Source organism: Corynebacterium sp. HMSC062E11, assembly GCF_001811845.1.
Classification (GTDB): domain Bacteria; phylum Actinomycetota; class Actinomycetes; order Mycobacteriales; family Mycobacteriaceae; genus Corynebacterium; species Corynebacterium hesseae.
Genome location: NZ_KV806822.1, coordinates 44643 through 45209 on the forward strand (window position 1 = coordinate 44643; position 567 = coordinate 45209).

Consider the following 567-nt stretch of genomic DNA (forward strand, 5'->3'; position numbering starts at 1 on the left):
GGGGACGACATCGAACTCAACCTCACCAACGGTGGGCGCATGACCGGGGCAGAGTTTTTAACCCACAAGTTTGCCGAAATAGGGTATGCCACCATCGTGCACCCTATTGAAGGACCCATCGACACCTGGCGGCTAGAGCGTGGAGCAAACTTCAAACAACGGCTTACCCTGCACGCTGAATTCCACACGTGTTCTAGACCAGGCTGCAATAAACCGGCAGACTACTGCCAAGTCCATCACCTCATCCCCTGGCAGGCAGGCGGCTACACCAACATCAAGAACCTGACCTTCCTGTGCGCCTACCACAACGGGATCAATGATGATGACCCTTTAAAACCAACCGGGCGTGGCTACATGTACCGGCTTAACACCGGGGTCAGCTTCATCCCGCCCTGGGGAGCACCAATCACCGCAATGCCCGAATACCAAGAAGCAGTAGCCAGACTCAACGCCGAACAAGCAGGACAACCACCAGACCCACCACCCGACAACAGTTAATGTCCCAAACATAGAGAGGACACCACCAACCACCGGTCCCGCCAACCCAAAGATGGTTGACGGGCACAT

The 567-nt window shown here is 55.7% G+C and carries 1 protein-coding gene; it reads left to right on the forward strand.

The annotated features are described in order from the left end of the window. On the forward strand, nucleotides 1-498 hold a 498-nt coding region (locus tag HMPREF2822_RS09485), incomplete at its 5' end, for an HNH endonuclease signature motif containing protein (protein ID WP_198530974.1). Nucleotides 499-567: the final 69 nt, after the last annotated feature.